Origin of the sequence: Variovorax cryoconiti, assembly GCF_051216395.1 — a bacterium.
In the GTDB taxonomy this organism is placed as follows: domain Bacteria; phylum Pseudomonadota; class Gammaproteobacteria; order Burkholderiales; family Burkholderiaceae_C; genus Variovorax.
This window is the reverse complement of sequence record NZ_JBPJZI010000005.1, coordinates 210986-233191: the sequence shown is the minus strand read 5'-3', so window position 1 is coordinate 233191 and position 22206 is coordinate 210986. Positions and strand designations below refer to the sequence as shown.

Genomic DNA, 22206 nt, shown 5'->3' with positions numbered 1-22206 from the left:
GCCGCCTAGTGGAGGTGGCGCGGGCGGCGCCCGCCGCCGTGGCCGCCGGCGCCCGGCCCCCCCGGGCCGCCGCCGCGCGGCCGCTTGCCGATTTCGAGCGAATTCACGAGAGCATCGAAGCGGTCGCCGAAGAGCTTGTCGATCTCGGCGACCACACCGCCGAGTTCGGCGCCATCGAAGTGGCGTTCCATCAGGTTCACCACGTCTTCGACCAGCAGGTCGCGCTGGACCTGCATGATCGCCGCGGGGTTGGGGCCGACGAACAGCATGATGAAGTCGTCGCGCGACTCCTCCTCGGGGTCGCCCTCTTCCTCGTCGTAGTCGGTGTCGTAGAACGTGACCTCGATGGCGGCGCCCTGCTCGGCGAGTTCGTTCAGCGCCATGCACATCTCGTCGAGTTCCTGGCGGAAGTCCTCGTCGCCGGGCACGGTCCAGCACATCTGCAGCATGTGCTCCTTCTGCTCGAAGCGGATGCCGGGCTCCTCTTCGTAAGTGCTGGTGGCGCCGTCGGCCAGCGACTTGGCGCCGGCATATTTCCACAGCGGCGCGAGCGCCTCCTGGATCTGCGCGAAGGTCACGTCCGAACGCAGCGGCACATCGCCATGCACATGGATTTCGAATGGAGCGTTATAGCGTGGCATGTCTTGCTCCCTTGTCATGCGGTGGTGCCCGGAACCGGGGTCGAACCGGTATGCCCCTTATGCAGGAAGCGGCGGATTTTAAGTCCGATGTGTCTACCAATTTCACCATCCGGGCCGGTCTGTGCAACGAAGATAACCCAAAACAAAACAGCCCCGACAACAACGGTTGGCGGGGCCTGAAGAGAAGATGGAGGCGCGACCCGGAGTCGAACCGGGCTAGACGGATTTGCAATCCGTTGCATAACCGCTTTGCTATCGCGCCACGCTTTTTTCTGGGTCGTCTTGAAGCTTCGAATTCTTCGTTTTTTCTTGGTTTTTGCGAAAAAAAGGGAAGCCAAAGCTTCCCTTTTTCAAACCTGGAGCGGGATAAGAGACTCGAACTCTCGACCTCAACCTTGGCAAGGTTGCGCTCTACCAACTGAGCTAATCCCGCGTTTCGAGCCTTAGATTATAGAACACTTTTTCGGGCATCGACAAGCCTCACGGCCTCAGTGCTTGATCGACCCTTCGGCCGGTGCTGCCGCGCGCTGCTTCGACAGCTCCGCCACGGCGGCCGCGGACGCCGCCACTTCCTCGTCGGACAGCGGCGTGGGCATCTTCTCGAGCGCGATCTCCAGCACCTTGTCGATCCACTTGACCGGCACGATCTCGAGGCCGTTCTTCACGTTCTCTGGAATGTCCTGCAGGTCCTTGGCGTTCTCCTCGGGGATCAACACCGTCTTGATGCCGCCACGCAGAGCCGCCAGCAGCTTTTCCTTCAGACCGCCGATGGCCGTGACCTCGCCGCGCAGCGTGATCTCGCCGGTCATCGCGACGTCGCCGCGCACCGGGATGCCGGTCAGCGCCGACACGAAGGCCGTCGTCATCGCCGCGCCGGCGCTCGGGCCGTCCTTGGGCGTCGCGCCGTCCGGCACGTGGATGTGGATGTCGCGCTTCTCGAAGACGTCGTCCCGGATGCCCAGGCGGCGGGCGCGGCTGCGCACCACCGTGCGGGCAGCCTCGACCGATTCCTTCATCACATCGCCCAGCGAACCGGTGCGGCTGATCACGCCCTTGCCGGGCATGGCGACGGCTTCGATGGTCAGCAGGTCGCCGCCGACCTCGGTCCACGCCAGGCCGACGACCTGCCCCACCTGGTTCTGCTTCTCGGCCAGCCCGAAGGTGTACTTGCGCACGCCGAGGAAGTCGTTGAGGTTGGCACCATCGACCGTGACCTTGGGGGTCATCTTCTTGAGCAACAGACCCTTCACCACCTTGCGGCAGATCTTCGAGAGCTCGCGCTCGAGCGAGCGCACGCCGGCCTCCCGGGTGTAGTAGCGCACGATGTCGCGCACCGCTTCTTCGGTGATCAGCAGCTCCTCGTCCTTCACGCCGTTGTTCTTCAGCTGCTTGGGCAGCAGGTACTTCAGCGCGATGTGGGTCTTCTCGTCTTCGGTGTAGCCCGACAGACGGATCACCTCCATCCGATCCAGCAGCGCCGGCGGGATGTTCATCGAGTTCGAGGTCGCGACGAACATCACGTCCGACAGGTCGAAGTCGACCTCGACGTAGTGGTCGCCGAAGGTGTGGTTCTGCTCGGGGTCGAGCACCTCGAGCAGCGCGCTCGACGGGTCGCCGCGGAAGTCGGTGCCCAGCTTGTCGATCTCGTCGAGCAGGAACAGCGGATTGCGCGTGCCGATCTTCGTCAGGCCCTGCAGCACCTTGCCCGGCAGCGCGCCGATGTAGGTGCGGCGGTGCCCACGGATCTCGGCCTCGTCGCGCATGCCGCCCAGCGCCATGCGGGTGTACTTGCGGCCGGTGGCCTTGGCGATCGACTGCCCGAGCGAGGTCTTGCCCACGCCCGGCGGGCCCACCAGGCACAAGATCGGCGCCTTGACCTTGTCGACGCGCTGCTGCACCGCGAGGTATTCCAGGATGCGGTCCTTGACCTTGTCGAGGCCGTAGTGGTCTTCGTTCAGCACCGCCTCGGCGTGCGCCAGGTCGTGCTTGATCTTGGTCTTCTTGCTCCAGGGCAGGCCGATCAGCACGTCGATGTAGTTGCGCACCACCGTGGCTTCAGCCGACATCGGCGACATCAGCTTGAGCTTCTTGAGCTCGCCCTCGGCCTTCTTGAGCGCGTCCTTGGGCATCTTGGCGAGCTTGATCTTCTTCTCGATCTCCTCGATGTCCGCGCCGTCTTCGCCCTCGCCCAGTTCCTTCTGGATCGCCTTGACCTGTTCGTTCAGGTAGAAGTCGCGCTGGTTCTTCTCCATCTGCCGCTTCACGCGGCCACGGATCTTCTTGTCGACGTTGAGGATGTCGACCTCGCGCTCGAGCTGGCCGTACAGGTTTTCCAGGCGCTCCTTGATGCTGTCGAGGTCGAGCACCGCCTGCTTGTTGTCCAGCTTGAGCGGCAGGTGCGCGGCGATGGTGTCGGCCAGGCGGCCCGGGTCGTCGATGCTGGAGATCGACGTGAGGATCTCCGGCGGAATCTTCTTGTTGAGCTTGACGTACTGGTCGAACTGCTGCATCACCGCGCGGCGCAGTGCCTCGATCTCGGTGCCCTTCTGGGCGGCAGCGCCCTCGAGCACCTCGACCGGCGTGACGTTGGCGGTGAAGTGCGTCTCGCCGTCATGGATGCTGTTGACGCGGGCGCGCTGCTGGCCCTCGACCAGCACCTTCACGGTGCCGTCGGGCAGCTTGAGCATCTGCAGGATGGTCGAGACGCAGCCGACCTCGAACATGTCCTCGACCGAGGGCTCGTCCTTGGCGGCGGCTTTCTGGGCCACCAGCATGATGCGGCGCTCGGCTTCCATGGCCAGTTCGAGCGCCTTGATGCTCTTGGGGCGACCCACGAAGAGCGGAATCACCATGTGGGGGAACACGACGACGTCGCGCAGCGGCAGCAGCGGCAGGTCGATGGCGTCGGGAGGCAGAGGCGTATGACCGGACATTGAGATCCTTTAGGCCTTTTTCGCTGCTTCGCGGTACACGAGCAACGGGGGCTTGTTTTCGTCGATGGTCGATTCCTCGACCACCACCTTGTCGACGTTGGTTGCGTTCGGCAATTCGAACATGGTGTCGATCAGCGACTGTTCAAGGATCGATCGCAGGCCTCGGGCGCCGGTCTTGCGCGCCAGTGCCTTGCGAGCGATAGCCTTGAGCGCGCCGGGGCGGATTTCGAGGTCGACGCCCTCCATCTGCAGCAGCTTGGTGAACTGCTTGACCACCGCGTTCTTCGGCTCGGTCAGGATCTGCACCAGCGCGTCTTCGCTCAGTTCGGCCAGCGAGGCGACCACCGGCATGCGGCCGACCAGTTCGGGGATGAGGCCGAACTTGATCAGGTCTTCGGGCTCCACCTCACGAAACACCTCGGTGATGCTGCGCTGGGCCTTGCTCTTGACCATCGCGCCGAAGCCGATGCCCGACGCCTCGGTGCGGTTCTCGATGACCTTTTCCAGGCCCGCGAAGGCGCCGCCGCAGATGAACAGGATGTTGGTCGTGTCGATCTGCAGGAAGTCCTGGTTCGGGTGCTTGCGCCCGCCCTGCGGCGGCACGCTGGCCATCGTGCCTTCGATGAGCTTGAGCAGCGCCTGCTGCACGCCCTCGCCCGACACGTCGCGCGTGATCGACGGGTTGTCCGACTTGCGCGAGATCTTGTCGATCTCGTCGATGTAGACGATGCCGCGCTGGGCCTTCTCGACCTCGTAGTTGCAGCTCTGCAGCAGCTTCTGGATGATGTTCTCGACGTCTTCGCCCACGTAGCCGGCTTCGGTCAGCGTCGTGGCGTCGGCCATCACGAAGGGCACGTCGAGCATGCGGGCCAGCGTCTGCGCCAGCAGCGTCTTGCCCGAGCCTGTGGGGCCGATCAGCAAAATGTTGCTCTTGCTGAGTTCGACCTCGTCGCCCTTGGTGTTCTTTTCCTTGTGGCGCAGGCGCTTGTAGTGGTTGTAGACCGCCACCGACAACATGCGCTTGGCCGGCTCCTGGCCGATCACGTAATTGTCGAGGTTGGTCTTGATCTCCAGCGGTGTCGGCAGGTCGCTGCGCGCGTCGCGCGCCTCGTCGCCCGCGGGCAGTTCGTCGCGGATGATCTCGTTGCAAAGATCGATGCACTCGTCGCAGATGAACACCGAAGGACCGGCGATCAGCTTCTTGACCTCGTGCTGGCTCTTACCGCAAAAGGAGCAGTAAAGCGTTTTTTCGCTGGAAGAGCCTTTTTTCTCGGCCATGGGCAAATGCCTCGTAACAGGGGTGGATCAATGATAACGAAACAAAAACGGCGTTCTCCGCATGGAAAACGCCGTCGTTGCGCAGGCGCCGCAGCGCCGGGCGGGATCAGCCGCGCTTGGAGATCACCTGGTCGATCAGGCCGTAGTCCTTCGACTCGTCGGCGGTCAGGAAGTAATCGCGCTCGGTGTCGCGGGCGATCTTCTCCAGCGGCTGACCGGTGCGCTCGGCCAGGATGCGGTTCATCTGCTCGCGCGTCTTCAGGATGTCGCGTGCGTGGATCTCGATGTCCGTCGCCTGGCCGCGTGCGCCGCCCAGCACCTGGTGGATCATGATCTTCGAATTGGGCAGCGAGAAACGCTTGCCCTTTTCGCCGGCCGCCAGCAGGAAGGCGCCCATGCTGGCCGCGAAGCCGATGCACAGGGTCGAGACGGCCGGCTTGATGAACTGCATCGTGTCGTAGATCGCCATGCCGGCGCTCACGCTGCCGCCCGGCGAGTTGATGTAGAACGAAATGTCCTTGTCCGGGTTCTCGCTCTCCAGGAAGAGCAGCTGGGCGACCACCAGGTTGGCCGTCTGGTCGTTGACCTCGCCCACCAGGAAGATCACGCGCTCTTTCAGCAGACGCGAATAGATGTCATAGGACCGCTCGCCGCGGCCCGATTGCTCGATCACCATCGGCACCATGCCGAGACCTTGGATGTCCTGTGCGCTCATGAATAGCTCCGTTCAGTGCTTGACCTGCCGGGAATTCCCCGGTGAAGGGTCAGATGGGGATGGTGCCGGCGGGTGCAAGCCCCGCCGGGTCGCACAATGATCAGGCCTGCTGCGCCATCAGCTCGTCGAAGGACACCGACTTGTCGGCGACCTTGGCCTGGCCCAGCACGAAGTCGGTCACGTTGTTCTCGATCACGACGGCTTCCACTTCGGCCAGGCGGCGGTTGTCGCTGAAGTACCAGCGAACCACGTCGGCCGGCTTCTCGTAGCTGGCCGCCAGTTCGTCGATGTGGGCCTTGATCTGCTCGGGCTTGGCCTGCAGGTTGTTGGCACGCACCAGTTCGGCGACCACCAGGCCCAGGCGCACGCGGCGCTCGGCCTGCGGGCGGAAGACTTCGTCGGGGATCGGGGCCTTGTCGGCGTCCTTGATGCCGCGCTGCTTGAGTTCGGCGCGGGCACCTTCGACCATGCGGTCGACTTCGGACTGCACGCTCGACTTCGGCAGGTCGAGTTCGGCGTTGGCGATCAGCGCGTCCATCACGGCGTTCTTGTTGCGCGCGAGCACGCGGAACTTCACTTCGCGCTCGAGGTTGCGCTTGATGTCGGCGCGCAGGCCTTCGACCGTGGCTTCCTCGATGCCGAGCGACTTGGCCAGTTGTTCGTTGACTTCCGGCAGGTGCGAGGCTTCGATCTTCTTGACGGTGACCATGAAGTCGGCCTGCTTGCCAGCCACGTCCTTGCCGTGGTAATCGGCCGGGAACGACAGCGGGAAGGTGCGGCTGTCGCCGGACTTCAGGCCGCGCACGGCGTCTTCGAATTCCTTGAGCATCTGGCCTTCGCCGATGATGAACTGGAAGTCCTCGGCCTTGCCGCCCTGGAAGGTTTCACCGTCGATCTTGCCTTCGAAATCGACCGTCACGCGGTCGTCGTCGGCGGCGGCGGTGTCTTGCGGGCGCTGTGCGAAGGTGCGGCGCTGCTTGCGCAGGATGTCGAGCGTCTTGTCGATGGCTTCGTCGCTCACGTCGGCCGTGACGCGCTCGACCTCGGCGTTGGCCAGGTCGTTGATCTTGACGTCGGGGAACACCTCGAACACCGCGTCGAAGGCCATCACGCCCTCGGGCGCTTCTTCCTTCTCGGTGATGCGCGGCTGGCCGGCCACGCGCAGCTTGGCTTCGTTGGCCGCCTGCGAGAAGGCTTCGCCGACCTTGTCGTTCATGACTTCGTAGTGCACCGAGTAGCCATAGCGCTGGGCCACGACGTTCATCGGCACCTTGCCCGGACGGAAACCGTCCATCTTCACGGTGCGGGCCAGCTTCTTCAGGCGGGAATCGACTTCCGACTGGATGGTGCCGACGGGCAGCGTCAGCGTGATCTTGCGCTCGAGTTTCTCGAGGGTTTCAACATTCACGGTCATTTTCGTTCTTCCTTGTGAGGTGTGCTGGTGCGCGGGGCCGGACTCGAACCGGCACGTTCTTGCGAACGTCAGGACCTAAACCTGGTGCGTCTACCAATTTCGCCACCCGCGCGGTCAGGTGAATCAAGCAAAAGCGGGCGGCCTCCAGATGCAGACCACCCGCTTCGAAATCGGTCAACCGCGCATTTTAGACGCTAACCGGCGCCGCCTTTTCTTCCCGCTTCACGCGGAAGGCGGCGGCGTACATCGCCGGGAGCGCCAGCAGGGTGAGCACGGTGGCCACGATCAGGCCGCCCATGATGGCCACGGCCATCGGGCCCCAGAAGACGCTGCGCGACAGCGGGATCATCGCCAGCACCGCGGCCGCGGCCGTCAGCACGATCGGGCGCAGCCGCCGCACGGCCGATTCGACGATCGCGTCCCAGGCCGGCACGCCGGCGGCGCGGTCGCTCTCGATCTGGTCGATCAGGATCACGGAGTTGCGCTGGATCATCCCCATCAGCGCGATCACGCCCAGCAGCGCGACGAAGCCGAAGGGCCGGTTCAGGAGCAGCAGCGCCGCCGCCACACCCGCGATGCCCAGCGGCCCGGTGATGAACACCAGCAGCGCCCGGCTGAAGCTGTGCAGCTGCAGCATCAGCAGCGTGAAGACCAGGAACAGCATGATCGGTATGCCCGCCACGATCGAGGTCGAGCCCTTGCTGCTTTCCTCCACCGCGCCGGCCACCTCGATGCGGTAGCCGCCCTGCCCGGCCGCGCGCCACTTCGCTTCCAGCGCGCGCAATTCGGGCAGCAGCTGCTGCGTCACGGTCGCGCCCTGCAGGCCCTCGGCGATGTCGGCGTTCACCGTGATGGCGTAGTCGCGGTTCTCGCGCCACATCACGCCCGGCTCCCAGGTGAACACCGGCCTGGCGATCTGCGCCAGCGGGATCGAACGGCCCGACGCCGTCGGCAGGTAGGCGTTGCCGATGTCCGAGATCGCTTCGCGCTCGTCGGGCGATTGGCGCAGCACGATGTCGATCAGCCGGTCGTTCTCGCGGTACTGGCCAATGGTGGTGCCGCTGAACATCGTGCGCGATGCCTGGGCGATGGCCTGGCTCGTCACACCGAGCGCGCGGGCCTTGTCCTGGTCGACGTCCAGGCGGATCACCTTCACCGACTCGTTCCAGTTGTCGTTGACGCCACGCGTGTTCGCGTTCTGGCGCATCGCCGCCTTCACCGCGTCGGCATGCAGACGCAGTTGCGCCGGGTCGGTCCCGACCACGCGGAACTGCACCGGGTAGGCCACGGGCGGCCCGTTCGGCAACAGCTTGGCGCGGGCGCGCACCTCCGGAAACTCCTGGGCCAGCAAGGCGGGCAGGCGCTGACGCAAGGCGTCGCGCTGATGCAGGTCCTTGGCCAGCACCAGCACCTGCGACGCGTTGGTCTGCGGGAAGATGTAGTCCAGCGGCAAGTAGAAGCGCGGCACGCCGCTGCCGATCCAGGTCGTGACGGACGCGACCTCTGGCTCCTGCATCAGCCGCTGCTCCACGCGCTTGGCGATGTCCTCGTTGGCGGCGAAGGCGGTGCCTTCGGGCGACCACAGGTCGACCAGGATTTCCGGCCGGCTCGAATCGGGGAAGAACTGCTGCTGCACCCGCCCCATGCCCACGATGCCGAGCGCGAAGATCGCCACCGTTGCGCCGATGGTGAGCCAGCGGTGCGCCACGCACCAGTTCACTGCACCGCGGAAGGCGTTGTAGAAGCGTGAATCGAAGAGTTCGTGCGGCGGCGCATCGGGGTCGTGCGGCTTGACCTTGAGCAGCAGCGTGCCCAGGTACGGCACGAAGTAGACCGAAACGATCCACGACAGCACCAGCGCGATGACCGTCACCGCGAAGATCGCGAAGGTGTACTCGCCGGTGGTCGACTTGGCCAGGCCGATGGGCAGAAAGCCCGCGGCCGTGATGAGCGTGCCGGTCAGCATCGGCTTGGCCGTCACGTCGTAGGCGAAGGTGGCGGCGCGGACCTTGTCGTAGCCCTCCTCCATCTTCCGCACCATCATCTCCACCGCGATGATCGCGTCGTCCACCAGCAGGCCCAGCGCGATGATCAGGGAGCCGAGCGACACCTTGTGCAGCCCGATGCCGAAGTAGTTCATGGCCAGGAAGGTGACGGCCAGTACCAGCGGGATCGTGATCGCCACCACCAGCCCCGGCCGCATGTCGATGTGCCAGCCGAAGCGCCCGCCCTTGTGCAGGCCCAGCGCGATGAAGCTCACGGCCAGCACGATCACCACCGCCTCGATCAGCACATGCACGAACTCGTTGACCGAGGTCGCCACCGAGACCGGCTGGTCCTGCACCTGGGCCAGCGTCACGCCGGCCGGCAGGCGCTGGCCGATGTCGGCCACCGCCACGCGCAACGCCTGGCCCAGCGCGATGATGTCCCCGCCCTTCGACATGGAGACGCCCAGCGCGACGACTTCCTTGCCCTCGTGATGCACCTTGACGGCCGGCGGGTCGATCGTTCCGCGGCGGATCTCGGAAATGTCGCCCAACCGCAACTGGTTGCCCGAGGTACCGCGGATCGGCATCTCGCGCAGCTGCTCGACGCTGGTGAACTGCCCTGCGACGCGCACCTGCACCATGTCGAGCGGCGACTGGATCGTGCCGGCGCTCTCCACCGCGTTCTGCGCCCCGATTTGCTGCAGCACCGCGTTCATGTCCAGGCCCAGTTGCGCCACACGCTTCTGCGAGACCTCGACATAGATCTTCTCGTCCTGCAGCCCGAACTGCTCGACCTTCGCCACGTCCTTCACGCGCAGCAGCCCCTGGCGCACCTCGTCGGCGAAGGTCTTGATTTCCGCGGTCGAGTAGCCGTCGGTCTGCAGCGCATAGATCACGCCGTACACGTCGCCGAACTCGTCGTTGAAGAACGGCCCCTGCACGCCGCCGGGCAGCGTGGCGCGCATGTCGCCGATCTTCTTGCGCACCGTGTACCAGACGTTCGCCACCTCGCCGGGCTTCGACGAGTCCTTGATCTGGAAGATGATCATCGACTCGCCGGGCTTGGAGTAGCTGCGGATCTTGTCGGCATACGGCGCCTCCTGCAGCGTGCGCTCGAGCTTGTCGGTCACCTGCTCGGCCATCTGCTGCGCGGTCGCACCGGGCCAGTAGGTACGCATCACCATGATGCGAAAGGTGAAGGGCGGGTCCTCGTCCTGGCCCAGCTGGAAGTACGAGGCGAAGCCCAGCACCATCAGCACGATCATCAGGTAGCGCGTGAGCGCCGCGTGTTCGAGCGCCCATTTCGACAGGTTGAAGCCGGCCTTGCCGGTCGCTTGGCTGGGGGTGGTCATCGCGCCGTCCTCAGCGCGAGGCGGCCGAAGCCGGTGCCGCCGCGAGACCAGCGCCGGCGGCCGCGGGCGTGGACTTGCCCTGGTAGATCGACACCTTCTGCCCCGGCGCCAGCACATGCACGCCCGCCACCACCACCTGCATGCCCGGCTCCAGGCCCTGGGCGATCACCGCCTCGTTGCCGTCCGCCGTCGCCACCTGCACCGCCTGCGAGCGCACGGTCATGCTGCCCTTGTCGAGCACCCACACCGCGGAACCGTTGCCTTCCTGGCGCAGCGCGCTGGTCGGCAGCTTGAGCACCGGCGCCCCGACGTGCGACAGGGCCTGCGGCCGCGCATAGACGGTGGCGCCGAGCGGCGGCGCCGTGGCGGCGTCGATCGCGACCTTCACCGCGTAGGTGCGCGTCACGGGGTCGGCGCTGGCCGCCACCTCGCGCACCTTGCCTTGCAGCTCGGGGCCGCCGGCCCAGCCGCGCACGGCCACATCGGAGCCCGGCTTGATCTGCGCCGCCCGGTCTTCGGGCACCGCGAAGACCACGTCGCGGGCGCCGTCCTGGGCGATGCGCAGCACCGGCGTGCCGGCGGACACCACCTGGCCGGGCTGCGCCTCGATGGCCGTGACCACGCCGGCCGTATCGGCCACCAGGGTCGCGTAGCTGGTCTGGTTGCCCTGCGAGGCGAGCTGCGCCTGCGCCTGCTCGAACTGGGCTTGCGCCGACTTGTAAGTGGTCTCGCGGCGCTCCAGTTCGGCGCCGCTGATGAAGTTCTGCGCCCGCAGTTCGCGGTAGCGCTTGAGGTCCGCCGCCGCGAGGTCGCGGTTCGTCTGGGCCGATGCCTGCTGCGCGCGGGCCGCATCGGCGGCGAGCCGGTAGTCCTGCGGGTCGAGCTGCGCCAGCACCTGGCCGGCCTGCACCCGCTGGCCGAGCTCGGCCTGGCGCCGAAGGATCTTGCCGGCGACACGAAAGCCCACGGGCGTCTCGACGCGGGCTCGCACCTCGGCCGAGAACTCGGGTGCGGTGCCGTAGGCGTTGGCGCCCACGGTCTGGACCTTGACGGCGCGCACCGGGTCTTCGGCGACGGGTGGCTTGGAACAGCCCGCCAAGGCCGCGGCGACGAGCAGGGCGGCGACGGGAAGCGAGGGGGCGACGGAAACGATCGATACGGCCATGAACCACCTTGAGAACTGACGGGCCATTAATGACCGAAGGGTTAGTAATTTTGTGGGATGCCCCCCGGACTGTCAACGAACCGAGGCGTGCCACGCCCTTCACCGACAATCGCCGCGTGCCAATGTCCCCCTCTTCCGAAACCGCCGCAACCGCGCCAACCCTCGCGCCACCACCGACGCATTACGAGAACTTCCCGGTGGCGTCGTGGCTCTGCCCGCCGCGGCTGCGCCCGCCCATCGCCGCCATCTACGTCTTCGCCCGGACGGCCGACGACATCGCCGACGAGGGAGACGCGTCGCCCGAGCAACGGCTGGCCGATCTGCACGCCTTTCGCGCCGACCTCGCCGCGATCGCGCAGGGCCACGCGGCCTCGGCGCGCTGGCCCGCCGTCTTCGGCCCGCTGGCGCATGCGATGCGCGCCTTCGCGTTGCCCGAAGCGCTGCTGGCCGACCTGCTGTCGGCCTTCATACAGGACATCGAGAAGACCCGCGACGCCGCCCGCTACCCCGACCGCGCCGCGTTGCTGGACTACTGCGCCCGCTCCGCCAACCCGGTCGGCCGGCTGCTGCTGCATCTCTATGGCGTGCACGACGCCATGGCGCTGGCGCAGAGCGATGCGATCTGCAGCGCGCTGCAGCTCATCAATTTTTGGCAGGACCTGAGCGTCGACCTGCCGCGCGGCCGCTTCTACCTGCCGGTCGACGACTGCGCTGCGCATGGGCTGTCGGCCGCGGCCGTCGACACCTTCCGTCCACGTGGCGACGCCCCGCCGCCACGCGAGGCGCTGTCGCTCGTCGCCGCCGAGGTCGCCTGGGCGCGTGCGCTCATGCAACAGGGCGCGCCGCTCGTGCACCGCCTGCCCGGGCGCATGGGCTGGGAGCTGCGGCTGGTGGTCCAGGGCGGGCTGCGCATCCTCGACAAGATCGAAGCGCTGGGCTTCGACACGTTCACACAGCGCCCCACGGTCGGCAAGGCCGATGCCCCGCTCCTCGCCTGGCGGGCGCTGCGGATGCGGAGACAATCGACGCAATGACTTTCAAGAAGCCGAGCGCCCCCGATCGATGACCCCCGCGCAGTACGTCCAGCAGAAAGCGGCCGCCTCGGGCAGCAGCTTCTATTACGCCTTCCTGTTCCTGCCCGCGCGCCGCCGCGCCGCGATCACCGCCTTCTACGCCTTCTGCCGCGAGATCGACGACGTGGTCGACGAGGTGCGCGACCCCGGCGTCGCCGCCACCAAGCTGGCCTGGTGGCGCACCGAGGTGGCCCAGGCCTATGCCGGCGAACCGCGCCACCCCGTGATGCAGGCGCTGATGCCGCTGACCGCCGAGCACGGCATCGAAGCCGCGCAGCTGCAGCAGATCATCGATGGTTGCGAGATGGACCTGACGCAGACCCGCTACCTCGACTACCCCGGCCTGAAGCGCTACTGCCACCTGGTGGCCGGCGTGGTCGGCGAAGTCTCGGCGCGCATCTTCGGACAGACCGACCCGGCGACCACCGCCTACGCCCACACGCTGGGCCTGGCACTGCAGCTGACCAACATCATCCGCGACGTCGGCGAAGACGCGCTGCGTGGCCGCATCTACCTGCCGGTGAACGAGCTGCAGCAGTTCGACGTCAAGGCGCACGAACTGCTCAACCGCATCCACTCCGACCGCTTCGTGGCGCTGATGAAGTTCCAGGCCGAGCGCGCGCACCGCACCTACGACGAAGCGCTGGCGCTGCTGCCCGCCGCCGACCGCCGCAGCCAGAAGCCGGGCCTGATGATGGCCAGCATCTACCGCGCGCTGCTGCGCGAGATCGAGCGCGACGACTTTCAGGTGCTGAACCAGCGCGTGAGCCTCACGCCGCTGCGCAAGTTCTGGCTCGCATGGCGCGTGCAGGCGCTGGGGCGGATTTGAGGATCGCCGTCATCGGCGCCGGCTGGGCCGGCCTGGCCTGTGCCGTCGACGCCACCCGCGCCGGCCACCTCGTCACCCTGTTCGACGCCGCCCGCATGCCCGGCGGCCGTGCCCGCCGCATCGATGCCGGCCACAACGGCGCGCCGCTGGACAACGGCCAGCACATCCTGATCGGCGCCTACCGCGACACGCTGGCGCTGATGCGCACCGTCGGCGTCGACCCCGACGAGGCGCTGCATCGCACGCCGCTGTCACTGCGCTTCGCCGACGGCGGCGGCCTGGCGCTGCCGCGCATGGCGGCGCCGCTCGACCTGCTCGCCGGCATCGCGACCGCGCGCGACTGGACCTGGGCCGACAAGGCTTCCCTGCTGCGCACCGCGCTGCGCTGGCGCCGCGCGCGCTTCCATTGCACGCCCGAAGCGACGGTGGCGACGCTGTGCCGCGGGCTGACGCGGCGCGTCATGCAGGAGCTGATCGAGCCGCTGTGCGTCTCCGCGCTGAACACACCGGTGGACGCGTCGAGCGGCACCGTCTTCCTGCGCGTGCTCGAGGACGCCCTGTTCACCGAGCGCGGCGGCGCCGACCTGCTGCTGCCACGCGTCGACCTGGGCGCCCTGCTGCCCGACGCCGCGGTGCGCTGGCTCGGCTTGCGCGCCGCCACCGTGCGCACCGGCTGCCGCGTGCAGACGCTGGTGCGCACCGACACCCACTGGCAGGTCGACGGCGAAGATTTCGATCGCGTCGTGATCGCCGGCGCCCCGTGGGACGCCGCGCGCCTGGTGCGCGGCGCCACCATCGATGCCGACGACTGGCTGGCCGTCACCGACGCGCTGCGCTACGAAGCCATCGCCACGCTGTATGCCGACGGCGCGCCCGCGCTGGCGGCGCCGATGGTCGCGCTGCGCACCGGCCCCGGCGCACCCGCGCAGTTCGCCTTCGACCGCGGCCAGCTCGGCGGGCCGCACGGCCTCGTCGCGCTGGTCGTGAGCGCGAGCGACCTGCCACGCGAGGCGCTGGAAGAACAGGTGCTGGCGCAAGCCGCCACGCAACTGGGCGCCACGCGGCTGCGCATCGTGCAAACGGTGATCGAGCGCCGTGCCACCTTTGCCTGCACGCCGGGCCTTCGTCGCCCCTGGATGCAGATCGCCCCCGGCCTCGCGGCCTGCGGCGACTACGTCGACGGGCCCTACCCCGCCACGCTCGAAGGCGCGGTGCGCAGCGGCCTCGCGGCGGCACGCTGGGTCGGCCCATGACGACGCTCGACTACCTGGATTTCGACTTCACTGAGGAAGCCGACGGCAGTGGCAGCTTCGACGCCGTGGCTTCGGTCGGGCCCCAGCAACTTGCGGCCGTGCATGCGGAGATCGTCGCCGTGCTGGACTGGGCCCATGCGGCCTTCGCCGGCCAGCGCGCGCCGCTGGACGACGGCGGTGCGTGGGACTTCGACCTGCAGTCGCTGCAGGAGTGGAGCCTGGCCGAAACGCTGACCTACGACGAAGGCAGCGGCCAGCTCGACGTCCGCCCCGGCGCCGCCGGCGCGCCGCGCCACACGGTCAGCCTGTCGATCGTCGGTTCAGCGGACTTCTGCGCCACCTTCCGTGCGGCATTCGCCATCGACTGACGCTACTGCGCGTCCAGCGCCATGCACAGCGCATGCAGGTTCGGCACGACCAGCTGCGGCCGCGCCCCATACGCCCAAGGCTTGCGCTCGTCGTCGGCATCGCGCACCAGCCAGGCCGCCTGCATGCCCGCATCGAGCGCACCGACCACATCAAGCATCGCATCGTCGCCGACGTGCAGCACGTCGCGCGGCAGCAGGCCGACGGAGGCCGCGGCTGCACGAAAGATCGGTGCGTGCGGCTTGCCGCTGCCGAAGGCGCGGGCGTTGAAGGCGGTGCGGAACCAGCGGCCCACGCCCGTGCGATGGATGTCCGCATTGCCGTTGGAAACGGCCACCAGCGGATAGCGTTCGCTCAGCCACTTGAGCGCGGGCAGCGCATCGTCGTAGAGCTCGACGCGCTGACGCTCTTCGAAGAAGGCGTCGAAGGCCGGGTCGGCCAGCGCCGGGTCTTCGCCGGCGCGCCGCAGCGCGGCACGGATCGACTCGCGGCGCAGCGCGCTGAGGTCGTGCGCCAGGTCGGCGCGTTCCCGCTCCGTGGCCTGCCGCAGCTCGCGCAGCACGCCGGGCGTGACCAGCAACTCAGCGGTTTTCGGCGCCTCGCGCAGCAGCCAGGCGTGCAGCACGCGCTCGGCCCGCTCGATGGTCGGCCAGATCGGCCACAGGGTGTCGTCCAGGTCGAGCGAGATCGCCGCGATGCGCTTCACGTCGAGTCCGTCATGGCCCGGCGGGGCCGTTGTCTCCAAGGTCATGGCCCAGAATATCGCATGCCTTCCAAAACGACATCCGGCAGCGGGGCACCCCACGCCCACCTCGCCGAAGACCGCACCGCCATCCTCTGGTGCAACCTCGGCTCCCCCGACGAGCCCACGGCCCCCGCGGTGCGCCGCTACCTCTCGCAGTTCCTGCACGACCACCGCGTGATCGAGATCCCGCGCGCCATCTGGTGCCTGATCCTGCACGGCATCATCCTGCGGGTGCGGCCGGCCAAGTCGGCGGCCAAGTACAAGAGCATCTGGCTGCCCGAAGGCTCACCGCTGAAGGTCTGGACCGAGAAGCAGGCCAAGCTGCTGGCGGGCTGGCTCGGCGAGCGCGGCCACCGGCTGTCGGTGCGCCATGCGATGCGCTATGCGAACCCGTCGATCGCCTCGCAGCTGGACGCCGCGCAGGCCGAGGGCGCGACCCGCGTGCTCGTCATGCAGGCCTACCCGCAGTATTCCGCGACCACCACCGCCAGCGTGATCGATGCCGTGACGGCATGGACGCGCACGAAGCGCAGCCTGCCGGAGCTGCGCTTCGTCAACCAGTACCACGACGACCCGCGCTACATCGAGGCGCTGGCGCAGCGCGTGGAGGCCTACTGGAAGCAGAACGGCCGCCCCGACCAGCTGGTGATGAGCTTCCACGGCATTCCCGAACGCAACATCCGGCTCGGTGACCCGTACCAGGGCCAATGCCTGGAAACGGCCCGCCTGCTGACCGCGCGCCTGGGCCTGCCGCCCAGCGCCTACCGCGTGACCTTCCAGTCGCGCTTCGGCCGCGCCAAGTGGCTGGAGCCCTACACCGAACCGACGCTGCGCGAACTGGGCGCGGCAGGCACGGCGCGGGTCGACGTGATGTGCCCGGGCTTCCCGGCCGATTGCCTGGAGACGCTGGAAGAGATCGCGATGGAAGGCCGCGAGGCCTTCCTGCACGCGGGCGGCAAGGACTTCCACTACATCCCCTGCCTCAACGACAGCCCGGCGTGGATCACCGCGCTGGCCGGCATCGCCGAACGCCACCTCGCCGGCTGGCCGACGAAGCCGCTGCCGGTCGATGCGACGGGTGCGTCAGGTCAGAACGTGCCGAGGTAATCCATCTTCCCGACCGGCACGCCGCTGTGGCGCAGCAGGCCATACGCGGTCGTGACGTGAAAGAAGAAGTTCGGCAGCGCGAATTGCAACAGGTAGCGGTCGGCGGTGAAGTGCATCTCGCCGCGGCGGTTCTTCACGACGACGTCGCGCGCTTCGAAGCCGTCGATCTGCGCGCGCTCGACGGTCTTCAAGAAGTCGATCGTCTTCGCGACGCGCGCCTGCAGTTCCTCGTACGTCGTCTCGGTGTCGGGAAAGCTCGGCGCCGTGATGCCGGCGAGCCGCGCCGCACCCAGCTTGGATGCATCGCTCGCGCTCTGCACCTGGCCGGCCAGCGTGAACATGTCGGGCGCCAGCCGCGCGCCGACCAGCGTCGCCGTGTCGATGTCGTGGGCCTGCGCGTGCGCCAGCCCCTTGTCGAGCAGATGGGCCAGCTGGCCCAGGCCACGGGTGAAGACAGGGACGGACAGGTCGTAGAGAGATAGCGCCATGGGATGCTCCGGATGAATGTGCGCGCGATTGTCGTGCGCACCGCCGATCTCTGCTGGCGACCGCCCCGCCGCCCCTTCACCAGCTTCACCAGCGCAGCAGGCGCGGTCCCAGCACGGCGCCCAGCACCACCGGCAAGGCGATCCCCGCCACGTACCAGACGGCCAGGAACGGCGACGCGAGTTCCATGCAGTGCACGGCGTACACGGCCCCGCCCACCCCGCCGGCCAGGGCGCCCGCAGCTGCGCCTGCCAGCGCGAGCCGCGTCGGCGCCAGGCCGCGCAGCACCCACATCGTGGCGACGAAGGTCGGCGTGGCCAGCGCCAGGATGTTGAAGGCGCAGCTGCGCCATGTCGCTCCCCAGAGCATCGCACCCCGGTCGGCGGGGGCGGCCATGCTCCAGTCGACGGCCGCCAGCGCCCAGATCAGCAGCACCGGCGCCACGGCGGCCGGCCAGGCCCCGCCACCGCGCACCCCCGGCCGCGCCAGCCGCTGCGCCAGCACGAAGCCGGCCACGGCGATCGCCACCGGGAACATCACCTTGACCCAGAACATCGGCCAGAACATGGCCTCGACCAGGTTGCGGCGCGGGCCGAATTCGAGCAGCAGCAAGGCCACCGAGATCGGCAGCGACACGGCCAGCGCCAGCCCGAGCCGGCGGGTGGTCGCACGCCGCGGCACCGGTGCGGCGTCGGCCCCCAGCAGGGCGATCAGTTCGTCGGTCTTCATCGGCTGTCCTTGATCTTGAGCGCGAGCGCCTTGAGCCCGCGATGGATGCCGACCTTCACCGCCGACTCGGACATGCCGGTGGCGCGCGCCGCCTCGGCGATCGACAGGCCGTGCAGCTTCACGTGGACGATCGGCAGCCGGTGCCGGTCGGGCAGGCTCTCGAGCAATCCCCCCAGGTCGCGCCGCGCATCGCTCGCGTCGGTGGCCGATTCGGCGAACACCGCCAGCTCGTCGTCGAGCGGCTGGTGCAGCGCCTCGCGGCTGCCCTTGGCGCGCAACAGATCGATCAGCTTGTAGCGCGCGATCGCATGCACCCAGGCCGTCAAGGGCTGGTCGCTCTGGTAGGTGTGGCGCTGGTTGTGCACGGCGAGAAGGCATTCCTGGACCAGGTCTTCCACGTCATCCGGCCACCCGAACAGGCGCCGGCCGAGGAAGGCCCGCAAATGAGCACCCAGCTTCTGCAGGAACAGGCGATAGGCGGCCGCGTCGCCGCCCAGCCCGCGCACGAACAGCGCATGCAGCGCAGCTTCGGCGTCCTGCAGAGGCGTCGGCGCTCCTGGTGTTGTTCGTTTCATGCGTGCCGAAGGTTACAGGCAGGCCATAGACCGCTGCGCTTGCCAGCCATGGAGTCGGTCGCTACATTGCATTTTTTGAGGGCCTGCAATGTCTGTCGACACCGTCTCGAGTTCCCCCAACCCTTCCTCACCCAGCTCGCCGAGCGCACCGAACCCGCAGTCCTCCTCGTCCGCCACGCCCGCTGATGCGGCGGCCGCCTCCGTTTCGCTCTCTCCGGTCTATTCGCCCAACGCCGGCGCACCGCGGCACATCCGGCTGACCTCGCACGCCGGCGGCTTCGGCGCGCTGCCGATCCGCTGGGGCGCAGCGACTGCGACCGAGCGCGGTCCGATCGTCGGCACGACCACGAAGCGCGCGCATCGCAACGTGATCGGCACGCACAGCGGCTCGTACAGCGTGTACCGCGCGCTGGCCGTGGCGGCCGGGGCGCTCAACCCGCAGCACAAGGCCGACCTCACCAACACCTCGCCGACCGACCTCATCGGCCCGTACCCGCAATGGTCGGACCCCGGGCGCATCGTGTCGCTCGACCCGTGGGGCGCGGCGGTGGCCGACGTCTTCTCGACCGAGCTGGCGGCCGGCTACGACATCCGCCCGACCATCGCCGTGACCCAGGCGCACGTCATCCTGCCGGAGGTGATCGAGGCGCTGCAGACCGGCCGCCTGACAGCCGACGGCAAGTTCCTCACCGCCGGCGGGGCCGCGATGGTGACCAAGGCGGCCATCGAACCGGTGTGGTTCCTGCCCGAGGTGGCGCGGCGCTTCGGCTGCTCCGAGACCGACCTGCGCCGCGTGCTGTTCGAGGAGACCGGCGGCATGTACCCCGAGCTGGTGACGCGCTCCGACCTGGAGGTGTTCCTGCCACCCATCGGCGGCCAGACCCTCTACATCTTCGGCAACCCGCGCGACCTGGCGAACCCGGAGGTCGAACTCACTGCCCGCATCCACGACGAGTGCAACGGTTCCGACGTGTTCGGCTCCGACATCTGCACCTGCCGGCCCTACCTCACGCACGCCATCGAGGAATGTATCCGCGGCGCACAGCGCGGCGGCGTCGGGCTGATCGCCTACTCGCGCAAGGAGGGCCGCGCGCTCGGCGAGGTCACCAAGTTCCTGGTCTACAACGCGCGCAAGCGCCAGGTCGGCGGCGACACGGCCGACCAGTACTTCGCCCGCACCGAATGCGTGGCCGGCGTGCAGGACATGCGCTTCCAGGAGCTGATGCCCGACGTCTTCCACTGGTTGGGCATCCGCAAGATCCACCGCCTGGTCTCGATGAGCAACCTGAAGTTCGACGCCATCACCGGTTCGGGCATCGAGATCGGCGAGCGGGTGAACATCCCCGACGAACTGATCCCGGCCGACGCCCGCGTCGAGATGGATGCCAAGATGGCCGCCGGCTATTTCACGCCGGGCGCCGTGCCCGACGCCGAAGAACTCAAGAAGGCCAAGGGCCGCGGACTGAGCGAATGATGAGTCAAGACAACTACGGACTGAACCTGGATGCGGCGCAGGCGCCCGCCACCGACTTCGCGCAGCCGGGCCCGGCCGCCGCCTACCTGCGCACCACCACCGCCGTGCGCGAACGCGCCGCGCAGTTGCTGGCCCGCGCGCGCCAGGGCGATTCGGCCTGGTTCACCATCGGCGGCGACACAGCGCTCGACGACGCGGCGCAGGTCGTCGCCGAGGTCACGCGCGAGCGCTACCCGTCCGGCCGCATCCCTTTCCACAGCCGCTGGCGCCATTTCGAGGCGGGCGGCATCGACCGCCTGGCCGCGCTCGACCGCCTGCTGGGCGACGGCGTCACGCCGCGCGAGCGGGCGCGGGTGCAGATCGACCTGGTGCTGGTCAGCGTGCTGCTCGACGCCGGTGCCGGCCCCGACTGGCACTACGTCGAGTCGGCCAGTGGCCAGCGCTTCACGCGCTCCGAGGGGCTGGGCGTCGCGAGCTTCCATGCCTTCACCAGCGGCCTCTTCTCGTCCAACGCCGACCGGCCGCTGCAGGTCGACGCCGCCGGCCTGCGCGGGCTGATCGCCGACCGCCTCGGCCAGGCCTTCCAGGTCAGCGACGTGAACCCGCTGGTCGGCATTGCCGGCCGCACGACGCTGCTGCGCCGGCTGGGCGAGGCACTGGCCGAGCAGCCGGAGGTCTTCGGTGAAGAGGGCCGCCCCGGCGGTCTGTTCGACGCGCTGGTCGGGCCGGTCGGCCCCGCTGCCCCGCCCACCGCGGAGATCACGGCGCACGAGCTGCTGTCGCTGCTGCTGGCGTCGCTCTCGCGCATCTGGCCGGCTGCCAACTTCGTCGACAGCATCGCCGCCGACGGCAGCGACACGCCCGGCGGCCTCGGCTCGGGCAACCCCGACTTCGCGCTGGGTGACTGCTGGCGCCACCCCGGCGTGCACGGCCCGGGCCTCACCAACGGCTGGATGCCCTTCCACAAGCTGTCGCAGTGGCTGACCTACTCGCTGCTCGAACCCTTCGAATGGGCCGGCGTGAAGGTGCGCGGGCTCGACGCGCTCACCGGCCTGCCCGAGTACCGCAACGGCGGCCTGCTGATCGACAGCGGCGTGATCCACCTGCGCGACCCGGCGCTGGCGGCGCGCACCTGGAGGGCCGGGGACGCGTTCATCGTCGAATGGCGCGCGCTGACGGTCGCCCTGCTCGACGAACTGGCCCCGCGTGTGCGCACGCTGCTGGGCCGCAGTGCCGACGAACTGCCGCTGGCCTGCGTGCTCGAAGGCGGCACCTGGGCCGCGGGCCGGGTGCTGGCACAGCGCTTGCGAGACGGTTCGCCTCCCCTGCAGATCGAAAGCGACGGCACCGTCTTCTAGACTCTTCTTCTTTTTGAAAACCACAACAAGGCTTCGCCGCCACGCTTCCGACACCATGAGCAACGTACACGTCATCGACCATCCCCTCGTCCAGCACAAGCTCACCCTGATGCGCCGCAAGGACGCCTCCACCAACAGCTTCCGCCGCCTGCTCAACGAGCTCAGCATGCTGATGGCCTACGAGGTCACGCGCGACATGCCGATGCAGGAGATCGAGGTCGAGACGCCGCTCGAGACCATGACCTCGAAGGTGATCGACGGCAAGAAGCTGGTGCTGGTGTCGATCCTGCGGGCCGGCAACGGCATCCTGGAAGGCATGCTGAGTGTGGTGCCCGGCGCGCGCGTCGGCCACATCGGCCTGTACCGCGACCCCAAGACGCTCACCGCCGTCGAGTACTACTTCAAGATGCCCAGCGAGATGCAGGACCGCGACATCATCGTGGTCGACCCGATGCTGGCCACCGGCAACTCGGCCATCGCCGCCGTCGAGCGCATGAAGGAGCTCAACCCCAAGTCGATCAAGTTTGTCTGCCTGCTGGCCTGCCCCGAAGGCGTGAAGAACCTGCAGACCTCGCATCCCGACGTGCCGATCTACACCGCGGCCATCGACCGCGAGTTGAACAGCCACGGCTACATCCTGCCGGGCCTGGGCGATGCGGGCGACCGCATCTTCGGCACCAAGTAAGGCGCGCAGCGCCCCCATTTCAAAACCCGAGGAGAAGCAC

The 22206-nt window shown here is 68.1% G+C and carries 19 protein-coding genes and 4 tRNA genes; 8 read left to right on the top strand and 15 right to left on the bottom strand.

Going from position 1 to position 22206, the window contains the following annotated elements; translation table 11 throughout:
* Positions 1-5 precede the first annotated feature (5 nt).
* The 11 genes from ACSFA2_RS14915 to ACSFA2_RS14865 all read right to left on the bottom strand — a co-directional run bounded on the left by ACSFA2_RS14915 (position 6) and on the right by ACSFA2_RS14865 (position 11486).
* A complete protein-coding gene (locus tag ACSFA2_RS14915; protein ID WP_435456088.1) occupies positions 6-641 on the bottom strand; it encodes a DUF6806 family protein in 636 nt (211 codons plus the stop codon).
* A gap of 22 nt (positions 642-663) precedes the next feature.
* Positions 664-756, bottom strand: a tRNA-Leu gene (locus ACSFA2_RS14910).
* A gap of 73 nt (positions 757-829) precedes the next feature.
* Positions 830-903, bottom strand: a tRNA-Cys gene (locus tag ACSFA2_RS14905).
* A gap of 95 nt (positions 904-998) precedes the next feature.
* A tRNA-Gly gene (locus tag ACSFA2_RS14900) sits at positions 999-1074 on the bottom strand.
* A gap of 55 nt (positions 1075-1129) precedes the next feature.
* Entirely contained in the window at positions 1130-3574 is a 2445-nt protein-coding gene (gene lon / locus ACSFA2_RS14895; RefSeq protein ID WP_435456087.1) for an endopeptidase La, read from the bottom strand.
* A gap of 9 nt (positions 3575-3583) precedes the next feature.
* Entirely contained in the window at positions 3584-4852 is a 1269-nt protein-coding gene (gene clpX / locus ACSFA2_RS14890; RefSeq protein WP_435456086.1) for an ATP-dependent Clp protease ATP-binding subunit ClpX, read from the bottom strand.
* Between the two features lie 106 nt (positions 4853-4958).
* Entirely contained in the window at positions 4959-5567 is a 609-nt protein-coding gene (gene clpP / locus ACSFA2_RS14885; RefSeq protein ID WP_262074659.1) for an ATP-dependent Clp endopeptidase proteolytic subunit ClpP, read from the bottom strand.
* Positions 5568-5667: 100 nt separating this feature from the next.
* Entirely contained in the window at positions 5668-6981 is a 1314-nt protein-coding gene (gene tig, locus ACSFA2_RS14880) for a trigger factor (protein ID WP_435456085.1), read from the bottom strand.
* A gap of 25 nt (positions 6982-7006) precedes the next feature.
* Positions 7007-7093, bottom strand: a tRNA-Leu gene (locus ACSFA2_RS14875).
* A 75-nt stretch (positions 7094-7168) separates the two neighbouring features.
* Positions 7169-10321 carry an efflux RND transporter permease subunit gene (locus tag ACSFA2_RS14870; RefSeq protein ID WP_435456084.1) on the bottom strand — a complete coding sequence of 1051 codons (3153 nt, stop codon included), beginning with the start codon at positions 10319-10321 and terminating at the stop codon, positions 7169-7171.
* Between the two features lie 10 nt (positions 10322-10331).
* Positions 10332-11486 (bottom strand): efflux RND transporter periplasmic adaptor subunit, encoded by a 1155-nt coding sequence (locus ACSFA2_RS14865; protein ID WP_435456083.1) that lies wholly within the window; start codon positions 11484-11486, stop codon positions 10332-10334.
* A gap of 122 nt (positions 11487-11608) precedes the next feature.
* On the opposite strand from ACSFA2_RS14865, the gene hpnC reads away from it, so the two are divergent.
* The 4 genes from hpnC to ACSFA2_RS14845 are packed head-to-tail and all read left to right on the top strand — an operon-like array spanning position 11609 to position 15009.
* Positions 11609-12520 carry a squalene synthase HpnC gene (gene hpnC / locus ACSFA2_RS14860; protein ID WP_435456255.1) on the top strand — a complete coding sequence of 304 codons (912 nt, stop codon included), beginning with the start codon at positions 11609-11611 and terminating at the stop codon, positions 12518-12520.
* Between the two features lie 28 nt (positions 12521-12548).
* A complete protein-coding gene (gene hpnD / locus ACSFA2_RS14855) occupies positions 12549-13388 on the top strand; it encodes a presqualene diphosphate synthase HpnD (protein WP_435456082.1) in 840 nt (279 codons plus the stop codon).
* Positions 13358-14641, top strand: a complete 1284-nt coding sequence (hpnE, locus tag ACSFA2_RS14850; protein WP_435456081.1) for a hydroxysqualene dehydroxylase HpnE — start codon at positions 13358-13360, stop codon at positions 14639-14641. The genes hpnD and hpnE overlap by 31 nt, the downstream gene beginning before the upstream one ends.
* Entirely contained in the window at positions 14638-15009 is a 372-nt protein-coding gene (locus ACSFA2_RS14845; RefSeq protein WP_435456080.1) for a hypothetical protein, read from the top strand. The genes hpnE and ACSFA2_RS14845 overlap by 4 nt, the downstream gene beginning before the upstream one ends.
* A 2-nt stretch (positions 15010-15011) precedes the next feature.
* Here the strand turns inward: ACSFA2_RS14845 and ACSFA2_RS14840 are convergent, their stop codons facing one another.
* Positions 15012-15758 carry an HAD family hydrolase gene (locus tag ACSFA2_RS14840; protein ID WP_435456079.1) on the bottom strand — a complete coding sequence of 249 codons (747 nt, stop codon included), beginning with the start codon at positions 15756-15758 and terminating at the stop codon, positions 15012-15014.
* Between the two features lie 15 nt (positions 15759-15773).
* Between ACSFA2_RS14840 and hemH the strand changes: the two genes are divergently transcribed.
* Positions 15774-16859: a ferrochelatase gene (gene hemH / locus ACSFA2_RS14835; RefSeq protein ID WP_435456078.1), complete on the top strand. Its 1086-nt coding sequence runs from the start codon at positions 15774-15776 to the stop codon at positions 16857-16859.
* On the opposite strand, the gene ACSFA2_RS14830 is transcribed toward hemH, so the two are convergent.
* The 3 genes from ACSFA2_RS14830 to ACSFA2_RS14820 all read right to left on the bottom strand — a co-directional run bounded on the left by ACSFA2_RS14830 (position 16841) and on the right by ACSFA2_RS14820 (position 18649).
* On the bottom strand, positions 16841-17347 hold the full coding sequence (locus ACSFA2_RS14830) for a DUF1993 domain-containing protein (RefSeq protein ID WP_435456077.1): 507 nt from the start codon (positions 17345-17347) through the stop codon (positions 16841-16843). The genes hemH and ACSFA2_RS14830 overlap by 19 nt on opposite strands.
* An 85-nt stretch (positions 17348-17432) precedes the next feature.
* Positions 17433-18074 carry a DUF1109 domain-containing protein gene (locus ACSFA2_RS14825; protein ID WP_435456076.1) on the bottom strand — a complete coding sequence of 214 codons (642 nt, stop codon included), beginning with the start codon at positions 18072-18074 and terminating at the stop codon, positions 17433-17435.
* Positions 18071-18649 carry a sigma-70 family RNA polymerase sigma factor gene (locus tag ACSFA2_RS14820; RefSeq protein WP_435456075.1) on the bottom strand — a complete coding sequence of 193 codons (579 nt, stop codon included), beginning with the start codon at positions 18647-18649 and terminating at the stop codon, positions 18071-18073. The genes ACSFA2_RS14825 and ACSFA2_RS14820 overlap by 4 nt, the downstream gene beginning before the upstream one ends.
* Before the next feature lie 88 nt (positions 18650-18737).
* On the opposite strand from ACSFA2_RS14820, the gene ACSFA2_RS14815 reads away from it, so the two are divergent.
* The 3 genes from ACSFA2_RS14815 to upp are packed head-to-tail and all read left to right on the top strand — an operon-like array spanning position 18738 to position 22166.
* Positions 18738-20123, top strand: coding sequence for a GTP cyclohydrolase II (locus tag ACSFA2_RS14815; RefSeq protein WP_435456074.1), 1386 nt, complete (start codon positions 18738-18740; stop codon positions 20121-20123).
* Positions 20123-21481 carry a URC4/urg3 family protein gene (locus ACSFA2_RS14810; protein ID WP_435456073.1) on the top strand — a complete coding sequence of 453 codons (1359 nt, stop codon included), beginning with the start codon at positions 20123-20125 and terminating at the stop codon, positions 21479-21481. The genes ACSFA2_RS14815 and ACSFA2_RS14810 overlap by 1 nt, the downstream gene beginning before the upstream one ends.
* A gap of 55 nt (positions 21482-21536) precedes the next feature.
* Positions 21537-22166: a uracil phosphoribosyltransferase gene (upp, locus tag ACSFA2_RS14805; RefSeq protein ID WP_435456072.1), complete on the top strand. Its 630-nt coding sequence runs from the start codon at positions 21537-21539 to the stop codon at positions 22164-22166.
* Positions 22167-22206: the final 40 nt, after the last annotated feature.